The sequence below is a fragment of the Paenibacillus albiflavus genome, assembly GCF_004344915.1.
GTDB lineage: Bacteria > Bacillota > Bacilli > Paenibacillales > NBRC-103111 > Paenibacillus_AM > Paenibacillus_AM albiflavus.
Genome location: NZ_SKFG01000030.1, coordinates 25,743 through 35,977 on the forward strand (window position 1 = coordinate 25,743; position 10,235 = coordinate 35,977).

At 41.7% G+C, this 10,235-nt stretch carries 10 protein-coding genes and 1 riboswitch; of the genes, 3 read left to right on the top strand and 7 right to left on the bottom strand.

The window, feature by feature from the left end:
* Positions 1 to 20 precede the first annotated feature (20 nt).
* Positions 21 to 260: riboswitch (cobalamin riboswitch) on the bottom strand.
* A gap of 361 nt (positions 261 to 621) precedes the next feature.
* Positions 622 to 1,095 carry a hypothetical protein gene (locus E0485_RS20680; RefSeq protein WP_132419976.1) on the top strand — a complete coding sequence of 158 codons (474 nt, stop codon included), beginning with the start codon at positions 622 to 624 and terminating at the stop codon, positions 1,093 to 1,095.
* A 158-nt stretch (positions 1,096 to 1,253) separates the two neighbouring features.
* Here E0485_RS20680 and E0485_RS20685 read toward each other — a convergent pair whose 3' ends face one another.
* From E0485_RS20685 to E0485_RS20710, 6 genes are all read right to left on the bottom strand, one after another.
* Complete coding sequence (locus tag E0485_RS20685) at positions 1,254 to 1,520, bottom strand: Spo0E family sporulation regulatory protein-aspartic acid phosphatase (RefSeq protein WP_132419977.1); 267 nt, start codon at positions 1,518 to 1,520, stop codon at positions 1,254 to 1,256.
* A gap of 75 nt (positions 1,521 to 1,595) precedes the next feature.
* On the bottom strand, positions 1,596 to 2,789 hold the full coding sequence (locus E0485_RS20690) for an aminotransferase class I/II-fold pyridoxal phosphate-dependent enzyme (protein WP_132419978.1): 1,194 nt from the start codon (positions 2,787 to 2,789) through the stop codon (positions 1,596 to 1,598).
* Between the two features lie 13 nt (positions 2,790 to 2,802).
* Complete coding sequence (locus E0485_RS20695; protein ID WP_132419979.1) at positions 2,803 to 3,294, bottom strand: Lrp/AsnC family transcriptional regulator; 492 nt, start codon at positions 3,292 to 3,294, stop codon at positions 2,803 to 2,805.
* Between the two features lie 239 nt (positions 3,295 to 3,533).
* Complete coding sequence (locus E0485_RS20700) at positions 3,534 to 4,049, bottom strand: hypothetical protein (protein WP_132419980.1); 516 nt, start codon at positions 4,047 to 4,049, stop codon at positions 3,534 to 3,536.
* 146 nt (positions 4,050 to 4,195) lie between these two features.
* Entirely contained in the window at positions 4,196 to 4,615 is a 420-nt protein-coding gene (locus E0485_RS20705; RefSeq protein WP_132419981.1) for a DUF350 domain-containing protein, read from the bottom strand.
* A gap of 32 nt (positions 4,616 to 4,647) precedes the next feature.
* Positions 4,648 to 7,011, bottom strand: a complete 2,364-nt coding sequence (locus E0485_RS20710; protein WP_132419987.1) for an endonuclease MutS2 — start codon at positions 7,009 to 7,011, stop codon at positions 4,648 to 4,650.
* Positions 7,012 to 7,183: 172 nt separating this feature from the next.
* Here E0485_RS20710 and E0485_RS20715 point away from each other — a divergent pair, with 172 nt between their 5' ends.
* A complete protein-coding gene (locus E0485_RS20715; RefSeq protein WP_132419982.1) occupies positions 7,184 to 7,552 on the top strand; it encodes a phage holin family protein in 369 nt (122 codons plus the stop codon).
* Between the two features lie 119 nt (positions 7,553 to 7,671).
* Positions 7,672 to 8,052, top strand: coding sequence for a cupredoxin domain-containing protein (locus E0485_RS20720; protein ID WP_132419983.1), 381 nt, complete (start codon positions 7,672 to 7,674; stop codon positions 8,050 to 8,052).
* A gap of 108 nt (positions 8,053 to 8,160) precedes the next feature.
* Here the strand turns inward: E0485_RS20720 and E0485_RS25220 are convergent.
* The coding region (locus E0485_RS25220; protein ID WP_165921245.1) for a hypothetical protein at positions 8,161 to 10,235 on the bottom strand (2,075 nt) is incomplete at its 5' end.

Genomic DNA, 10,235 nt, shown 5'->3' on the forward strand with positions numbered 1-10,235 from the left:
GTCCTCTCCTCGAAGGATGTCGTTGTATAAACACATAGGCAGGTTTCCTGACTTACTGGTTACATGAAGAAACGGTTAACATCCTAAATAGACGGATTCCGATTCTAGCGCTAGACTTCGCCTTCCCGTTATGACAGTGGCTTCATGAAGCTAGCTTCCAGTTACAGTGGCGGGACCGTGCTGGATTCTCACCAGCTTCCCTTTTAACCTTGCAGACGTTAGAGCGCATCTGCAAAGGCACCTATCTGTTATCGATATTTACTTGGAATGTTTATTCAAGCATTCTGCTTTCAAGTAGAATTATATGCGTACTTCAACTATTTGACAAGGAAAGCAGCATATATTTGATGCAATTGTCCAAGCTAGCAAGCATTATGCATGAATGGGACGTTTTAACAAGTTTAGAAAGTGACATTATTTTAGATGCTGCAGATTTAACAAATCATATGTCAGTACATATAAAGGCAAGAATGTGCGTGTAAATGGATTTGACCATCAAAGAGATATGCGTAGCATAGCTGAGTGATTTTGTTTTGAAATCTAAGGTTAGTTGAGATATTATAAAATTTAACGAAATATGGAAAAAAGCCCATACATAACATACTAAAGGGGGAATATGAATTGAAACGATACCGAAAATCAATCTCTATTCTTATCGTAGTGTTATTGATTCTAGGAGCAATTGGATTAAGTATATATAAAAATCAAGATAATGCTAAGAAAATAAACTCATTTACCGAACTTTATAATAAGCATTTTGACACAAGAGAGGTAACTTCCATTCTTCTTGAAGAGCGCGGCACTTTTAAACCACAACGAGATCTTTTTGTAAAACATAAAGAGAAAATAGATAAAGTGATTAACTTATTCTCTCAAATAGAATGGAAATATGATAAGAATGCAACACCAAGTTCTGAAAAGGCCTATCAAATTACTCTAAGTTTTGGAAATGAACTGATTTTTGCTATGATGGTTTCTGATAATGGTGCTGTTGATACTTTTGACTATGCCACAAACAAAGGCCACTCCTATCGGATCACAAATGAGTTTGATGTAAATGCGATTGAGCTTCTTTTCGAAATAGAGAGTGACTAAGCTAGAATTAGCGCCTATTAATAGAATAATAAAAAAACATGATTTACAAGAAGAAGCGGTTTCTCCGTCTTTAAGTACGGATCGGTTTCTTAATGTATTTCTTAGAATTTATGACGCAAAAGTCATAAATTCTATAATACATACAAAAGAGACTGACATTACTCAGTCCCTTTCTCTGTATTCATATATTCTATAATTTTGACATCAAGCTCCATACTAACTTCTATGACACGATCAGAAGTCATCTTCTGACCACCAAGTACGAGGCGTTCAAGCCTTAATCGTAAATCATGAATTTGCTCTTCTAAATCACGTTGAGAGGTGATACACATCGACTTTCGGAGCAGCCAGCGCCTCTTATTCGTCGAATCCTGAATAAGCCATTGATTAGAGGTTTCTAGAAGCTGATAATCGATATAGGTCATCTATTCATCTCCCTCTCTCCGACTTATTTAGTATAAATATACCATTTTATCCTCGCCTTGAAAATAGGATTTTCGTCACAATTTGGCAATTGTGTTACCGATTCTATCTAAAGCTTCATTTAATTGTGCGACTGAGGTTGCATAAGAACAGCGGATAAAACCCTCTCCGCCTAGGCCAAATACATCGCCTGGGACTGCAGCTACTCTTGCTTCTGTGAGTAATAGCCTAGCAAACTCATCTGAAGTAAGACCTGTTGAGCGGATAGATGGGAATGCATAGAATGCACCTTGCGGTTCATGGCATTCAAGTCCTATTTCTCTAAAGCCCTTAACGACAAGTCTTCGACGTTGATTGTAGGATTCCACCATACGATCCTTATCTTCCATACCGTTCTTAAGGGCTTCAAGCGCAGCAACCTGTCCCATTACAGGCGCACACATCACGGTATATTGGTGAATTTTGAGCATTTCACTAATGAGATCACGATGACCGCAAGCATAACCCATTCTCCATCCTGTCATAGCGAATGCTTTGGAGAAACCAGATACTAGAATGGTGCGATCAGCCATATCAGGCATTGCTGCAAAAGAAACATGCTTCCGATCATAGGTAAGCTCTGCATAAATTTCGTCAGAAATTACGATTAAATCATGTTCTTCAACAATTTTGGCGATTGGCTCCCAATCCTCATAGGTCATAATGCCCCCAGTTGGATTACTTGGATAACATAAGATCAACACTTTGGAACGTGGTGTAATTGCGGCTTTCAGTCTTTCTGGCGTCAGCTTGAAATTATTTTCAGCTGAAGTCTCAATTCCGACGGATTTACCCCCACTAATTGCAATAATAGGTGAATAAGAAATATAACACGGCTCCGGAACGAGAACTTCATCCCCTGGTTCGATTAATGTACGAAGTGCAAGGTCGATAGCCTCCGAGCCACCGATCGTGACCAGAATTTCATTGGAGGGCTCATATTTCGTTTGAAATGAGGTATACAAATACTCCGCAATTGCTTCACGCAATTCTACTGTACCGGAATTGGGAGTGTATTGCGTTTTACCGCGTTCAAGTGAATAGACAGCCGCTTCTCTGACATGCCATGGTGTAACGAAATCGGGTTCACCAACACCTAATGAGATAATATCTTTGGATCCTGATGCTAAGTCAAAAAATCTGCGAATACCAGAAGGCTGAATGTCCCGAACGAGTGGCGCAACATAATCTTTCATCGATTGACGTTTGCTTGTTATTGGGTTACTGTTCATCGTTCATCATCCTTCACGGCGTAATCGGCAGTCGATTATCATCCTCTTTGTTCTCAAAGATAATACCGTCCTGCTTATATTTCTTTAATATGAAATGAGTCTTCGTCGACAATACACGATCAAGTGAGGCTAACTTGTTAGATACGAATGAAGCGACATCCTGTAGAGAGCTTCCTTCTATTTCAACAAGCAAATCATAGGCTCCTGACATCAAATAAACGGATTTCACTTCTGGATATAAGTAAATCCTTTCCGCAATCGCATCAAATCCATGACCGCGTTCAGGTGTAATTTGTACTTCAATTAAGGCAGTTACCGTTTCGCTTACAAATTTACTCCAATTGAGTACAGTTGCATATTTAACGATCACATTCTCTTCTTCAAGCTCTTTGATTGTTGCTCTAACTTGTTCCTCGGATTCACCAAGCATCGTTGCGATCAATTCTGGGCTACGACGGGCATCCTCCTTAAGAAGATCTAGAATTTTAAGTTTCCTTGCTTCCATCTTCAATCCTCCTAATTGTTTTTTCAAATAAATAATGGTTAGCTATCATCATACAACGGTTCTAGGTGCAAAATCCATTAAATGTTTTGCTAAATTAGGTGAATACTTGCTGGATTACACGATTCTACTTCAATAACATGAATAAATCTCCTTCGTTCAATAGATTACTAGATGTCATAGCATCTCAGGATAAAAAAAAGAATGCTGAAATCAGCATTCTTGTAGTCAGTCAAAAACCATTACTTCTGGATGTCTTGGCTCAATCGTTCGATCATGCCTAGACGATCCTTATCCGAAAGAATTTGTTCTGTTCGGAAGCATTGTGGACAGACATAGAACTGAACTGTAAAAGGTGCTGGCAGAATTTGCTTACCAAGAGAAGCAGGGACATGTCCTGTGAATTCTTCTGCTGTAACCGTGCGTTCACCTGTCAATAGCAATAAATCACGACAGTTTAAGCATTCCGGTGCTTCTTCCTGCTCATCTATGCAAGCCTGCGCATTTATGCTGTAAGTATCCTCTTCTAAATTGTCTTCCCAGTCATCATCCGTTTCAACTGGATCTAGCGTATCATCTGTTTCATCCAGATCTTCATCATCTACTTCTTCATCTAAAGTATCCATCCCAACCTTAATGCTGCGATAGTCACCGAGTTCATTGAAGCAATGAGGACACATATCTTCCGGTCCGATCTCAGGGTCCCAGTGTATTTCTGATTGACACCAAGGACATATCACTTCATGCTGTTGTTCCATAACGTTACCTCCATACTCTTGTATTCAATCTTACGTGTTTTGCATCATATAAATAACGCCTACTATTATAAATCCAATAGCGAGTGCAAATAAAGTACCCCATAAATATTTCATAATGCACGAACCGTTCCTTTCCTAACCTTTCATTAATCCACACAAGCTCCAATGACAAATGATATGGAAATCGAGATAATCATAGATAGCAAGCCAACAGCCCGATTATCCTTCTTTATTTCGTCGTCTATATGAAAATGCGGTGTCAAAAACTCAAAAATAAAGTAAGAGATTAATAGCAGTACAAAGCCCAAGCCTGACCAAATTAACGTTTGGATGAGGGAATCATTATTCTTGATTGCAAAATGAAACACATTGCAAATCCCAAATATTTTGCCACCCGTAGCCATTGCGACAGATACATTACCTGCTTTAATTTCTTCCCAATCATTATATTTAGTGACCATCTCAAAAATTGTTAGAAAAACGATCAGTGCAAGTACAGCTACAGAGAAAACGGCCAATGCAGTCAGATAAGCATTATTCAATATTAAATGGATATCCACCGTCATAGATAGCCTCACTTTCTGATCCTAATATTATGCTATTTCAAAACGACTACTGTAACGCCTGATCCACCTTCATTATATTCACCAAGTCGGAATGATTTAACGAATTTGTGGCGACGAAGATAATCTTGAATTCCTGCGCGAAGAACACCTGTTCCTTTACCATGGATGAGATATACTTGACCGAGACTAGCCATGATCGATTCGTCTAGGAAGCGGTCAACCTCCATTAACCCTTCTTCCACATTCATTCCACGCATATCCAGCTCCATACGAACATTCTCATCGCGTGAACGTTTAACGCTTGCCGCAGGTACTACCTGTTTACGCTTCTGAGAAGCAGCACTTGTTACAAGCTCGAGATCCGATTTCTCTACTTTCACTTTCATAATCCCAAGCTGAACGAGGGCTTCCGTATCCGATATGATTTCCACCACGTGGCCCTTTTGACCAAGATGAAGTACCTTGACCTCATCTCCCGCTTCAAGCGCAGCTGGTCGGTTCGTTTTGGCACGAACACGCTTATCGCGAAGCTGAGGTGCAGCAAGATCCAGACGACGTTTTGCATCAATCAGCTTATGATCCTTCACATGTCCCGCTTCTTCTCTAGCCAATTGTCTAAGCTCAGCAATAATTTCGTCTGCTTCACGGCGTGCTTTGGCAACAGCTGATGCTGCGTCTTGCTCAGCTTTCTGCATCAGTTTATCGCGTTGTTCATCAAACTTCCTGCGCTGCTCTTCTAGTTCTTTACGTAGTTGTTCCGCTTCACGTTTCAGCTCTTCCGCTAATTTGCGCTCCGCTTCAGCAGTCAGACGATTCTCTTCAAGAGAAGCAATCATCGATTCTACGCGCAAATCATCTTCGCTGACTTCACCTTTCGCACGGTCAATGATCATCTTCGGCAATCCTAATCGTTCGGCGATGGCAAACGCATTGCTTCGCCCAGGAACACCAAGCAATAAGCGATACGTTGGTGAAAGTGTGGCAACATCAAACTCCATTGATGCATTTATCACCCCATCGCGCTGAAAGGCGTACGCTTTTAGCTCACTATAATGCGTAGTTGCGATCATTCGGCAGCCCATACGATGAATGTATTCAATTAACGAAATGGCAAGTGCAGATCCTTCCGCTGGATCTGTACCCGCTCCTAACTCGTCGAATAACACAAGGCTCTTCGGCGTCATATCACGCAGAATGGATATAATATTCGTCATATGTGACGAGAACGTACTTAAATTCTGTTCAATGCTCTGTTCATCACCGATATCGGCGAATATCCCATCAAATACACAGAGCTGAGAATCCTCTTCTGCAGGCACGAACATACCCGACATCGCCATTAACGATAGCAAGCCTACAGTTTTTAACGATACCGTCTTACCGCCTGTGTTCGGTCCAGTTACAATAATAGAAGTGTAATTATTGCCTAATTCAAGATCAAGCGGTACAACGACATCTTTGGCGATAAGTGGATGGCGTCCCTTGCGAATGCGAATAAAGCCGCGATCATTCATCATCGGCATCGTTGCTTTCAATTCACGGGCAAGTCCCGCTTTGGCAAAAATGAAATCAAATTGCGTCAAAATCCCAAGATCATTCGTTAATTCCTCGGTATGGTCAGCTACTGCTGCTGATAATAGACGAAGAATCCGCTCAACCTCTGCCTCTTCCTTCAATTTAAGCTCACGAATCTTGTTATTAAGCGTGACAATCGCTTCTGGTTCAATAAATAACGTAGCGCCTGATGCGGATTGATCGTGAATCATACCGCCAAAATGACTTCGATATTCCTGCTTCACAGGGATAACGAAACGGTCGCCACGAATCGTAATGAGCGAATCCTGAAGCATTTTCTGCACAGACGTATTACGAATCATCGATTCCAGACGTTCCCGAACTCTTGCTTCACTTGTCCGTAATTCAGCGCGCACTCGCGCGAGTTCGGGACTTGCAGAATCTACAACGACTGCATTGTCATCGATACAGTTATTGATTTTATCTTCAAGCGCCTTAGGCTCCGTTAATAATTCAGCCATATCAAATAGGAAAGGAATCGGAAATTCCTCATGCACAGCCACAAGGAAGCGCTTTAGTCTTCTTTCCCCAAAAATCGTTGTTGAAATATTCAATAATTCAGTCGGATTCAACATCCCGCCAATTCTTGCCCGATGGATGCTTGGACCGATATCACGAATGCCGCCAAATGGAGCATTGCCCTTGAGTCTCTCTACATGAACGGCTTCGTTAGTCGCTTGTAATCTTCGTTTAACTTCGATTAAATCGCTACTTGGCATTAATTCGTTTGCTAAATTACTTCCTAATGATGTCTCTGCATGTGCAGCTAATCTATTTATGATTTTATGATATTCCAATGTTTGTAGTACTTTCCCCTTCAACACTTTCCCAACCTCTCCGCTTACTCGCGAACATTCAAAATCTTTATATATGATCTATTATACCCTAAGAACAGAAGGATTAGCTATTCAGTTGGTACGAATTTCCGTACTAATGAATAACAAATAGGGTAAATTAAATAAAAATTCATCTTAATTGGAGGTTTTGTGAACGATGAACATCCTCGGTACGATCGTAAGATTCATCATTAGCGCATTAGTATTAATGGTTGTTTCTTGGATGATAAAAGGATTTTATGTAGGCGGATTTGGAAGTGCTATATTACTTGCGCTGATCATAGCCGTACTTGCTTTTATCGTGGAAAGCATGTTCAAAACTCGAATTACACCATTTGGAAGAGGAATTGTTGGCTTCGTCACGAGCGCAGTGATCATCTATGTGTCTCAATTCTTAGTTTCGGGTGTAAGGATCACGATACTTGGTGCAGTGCTATCCGCACTAATTATCGGTATCATTGACTTGTTCATTCCGATGAAAACGCCATTTGAAGCCATCAATAAAGACTCTGGCGATCATCGTTAAGCAAGTTGCCGAGAATTTAATGACTTCACACATTCGTCACTGCATTCTAGTTCCCATTGCGTTATGATGATACTGTGATATAAATCACTGGCTATCATTTTAGTAAAGGGGATTATGTGATGAAGAAATTATGGACACTGCTGCTTGGTGCAGCAATAATGTTATCCTTAACCGCTTGTGGAGACGGCGGAGCTCCTAAGTTTAGTGAAACAACAGATTCAGCCAAATCAGCAGTAACCGTTGTTGCAACGAACTGGAAACTTGATCAACAAGAGTATAAAGTGAAAAAAGGTGAACCCTTCACACTAACATTAGATGTTCAAGAAGGTGTACATGGCATTAAGCTAGAAGGATTAAGCGGTAGCCTCGCAGGTAAAAAAGGCTCACCTTCTACCAAAACAATCATTGCGAACGAGGCAGGTTCTTACTTAATCACTTGCAACGTATCCTGCGGTCAAGGCCACTCCGACATGAAAGCTAGACTCATTGTTGAGCCGTAAAAAAATAAAGAACAGCGATTAGGGAGCACTTCAGAGCTCCTAGCCGCTGTTCTTTTTTACTTAAGAAACGCATCCGTCTTATAAAGTCGGTGAAACCGTTTCTTCTTGTCACTTATCATCTTCTGCAACGACAAGCTCGATCCACTCATTGTACTCAACTTGAAGCTTCGCGTATTCTTCTTGCAGCTTACGATGCTCTTCACGTATACGTTCAAGTTCGCGTTCTGTTTCTTCTGAATGATCTCGTTCTGCACTCGTCTGCAAGTAAGCGGCTTCCCATTCTTCACGGCTACGTATAAATTCTGCTTCCCGCTCTTCCAGTCGATATCGCATCTGCTCATTCTCATTCGTCAATCGGTCCATATATTGCTGCATGGCAGCTTTACCCTTAATCAGCGCCTCACTCGTATCCTGCAGGTGCTTCAATTGCTGCTGCATCTCATCACGTTCAGCCCTAATCAATTGCAGCTGCTCTCGATCTTTGCCTAACTGCACTTGCCACTTACTGCGCTCTTGCTCTAGCTCAGTTTGAAGCTTGTGTGCAGCTTGCTCATGCTGAACTTGCAGTTGTTTCATTTCGCGATCAAACTTATCCGTTTCTTCTTTAAGCAGCTCTTGCGTAAGAACACGCTCGACCTCAAGCTGCTCAGCAGCATCGCGACGTTCTTGCTCCAAACGAGCTTTATATTCTAGCGTGGCTTGTTCAATTTGACTCTCTAGCTCGATGCGTTTTGCAGAGAATTGAGACTTAAGCTCACTAATTTCCTGACTATGCAGTTTACTCTGCCCATTGCGCTCATTGTGATAACTTTCTTTGAGCTCATCTACCGATTGATTATGCTGATTTTCCAATTTACGGATTTCTTCACCTATTTGAAGATGTGACTTGCGGCGTTCATCTTCAAGTAATGCCTCCGCTTTAAGCTGTTCTTGCTCCAGACTTGCCAGAGCTTCAAGCTGTACTTCTTCCAGCCGCGCTTGGGCTTCCGTTCGTGCTTGTTCAATTTGACTCTCTAGCTCGATGCGTTTTGCAGAGAATTGAGACTTAAGCTCACTAATTTCCTGACTATGCAGTTTACTCTGCCCATTGCGCTCATTGTGATAACTTTCTTTGAGCTCATCTACCGATTGATTATGCTGATTTTCCAATTTACGGATTTCTTCACCTATTTGAAGATGTGACTTGCGGCGTTCATCTTCAAGTAATGCCTCCGCTTTAAGCTGTTCTTGCTCCAGACTTGCCAGAGCTTCAAGCTGTACTTCTTCCAGCCGCGCTTGGGCTTCCGTTCGTGCTTGTTCAATTTGACTCTCTAGCTCGATGCGTTTTGCAGAGAATTGAGACTTAAGCTCACTAATTTCCTGACTATGCAGTTTACTCTGCCCATTGCGCTCATTGTGATAACTTTCTTTGAGCTCATCTACCGATTGATTATGCTGATTTTCCAATTTACGGATTTCTTCACCTATTTGAAGATGTGACTTGCGGCGTTCATCTTCAAGTAATGCCTCCGCTTTAAGCTGTTCTTGCTCCAGACTTGCCAGAGCTTCAAGCTGTACTTCTTCCAGCCGCGCTTGGGCTTCCGTTCGTGCTTGTTCAATTTGACTCTCTAGCTCGATGCGTTTTGCAGAGAATTGAGACTTAAGCTCACTAATTTCCTGACTATGCAGTTTACTCTGCCCATTGCGCTCATTGTGATAACTTTCTTTGAGCTCATCTACCGATTGATTATGCTGATTTTCCAATTTACGGATTTCTTCACCTATTTGAAGATGTGACTTGCGGCGTTCATCTTCAAGTAATGCCTCCGCTTTAAGCTGTTCTTGCTCCAGACTTGCCAGAGCTTCAAGCTGTACTTCTTCCAGCCGCGCTTGGGCTTCCGTTCGTGCTTGTTCAATTTGACTCTCTAGCTCGATGCGTTTTGCAGAGAATTGAGACTTAAGCTCACTAATTTCCTGACTATGCAGTTTACTCTGCCCATTGCGCTCATTGTGATAACTTTCTTTGAGCTCATCTACCGATTGATTATGCTGATTTTCCAATTTACGGATTTCTTCACCTATTTGAAGATGTGACTTGCGGCGTTCATCTTCAAGTAATGCCTCCGCTTTAAGCTGTTCTTGCTCCAGACTTGCCAGAGCTTCAAGCTGTACTTCTTCCAGCCGCGCTTGGGCTTCCGTTCGTG

Excerpts from the sequence above, each read along its gene's own strand:
- E0485_RS20700 (WP_132419980.1), bottom strand. The coding sequence starts at position 4,049 with ATGGAACAACAGCATGAAGTGATATGTCCTTGGTGTCAATCAGAAATA.
- E0485_RS20695 (WP_132419979.1), bottom strand. The coding sequence starts at position 3,294 with ATGGAAGCAAGGAAACTTAAAATTCTAGATCTTCTTAAGGAGGATGCC.
- E0485_RS20685 (WP_132419977.1), bottom strand. The coding sequence starts at position 1,520 with ATGACCTATATCGATTATCAGCTTCTAGAAACCTCTAATCAATGGCTT.
- E0485_RS20720 (WP_132419983.1), top strand. The coding sequence starts at position 7,672 with ATGAAGAAATTATGGACACTGCTGCTTGGTGCAGCAATAATGTTATCC.
- E0485_RS20715 (WP_132419982.1), top strand. The coding sequence starts at position 7,184 with ATGAACATCCTCGGTACGATCGTAAGATTCATCATTAGCGCATTAGTA.
- E0485_RS20690 (WP_132419978.1), bottom strand. The coding sequence starts at position 2,789 with ATGAACAGTAACCCAATAACAAGCAAACGTCAATCGATGAAAGATTAT.
- E0485_RS20705 (WP_132419981.1), bottom strand. The coding sequence starts at position 4,615 with ATGACGGTGGATATCCATTTAATATTGAATAATGCTTATCTGACTGCA.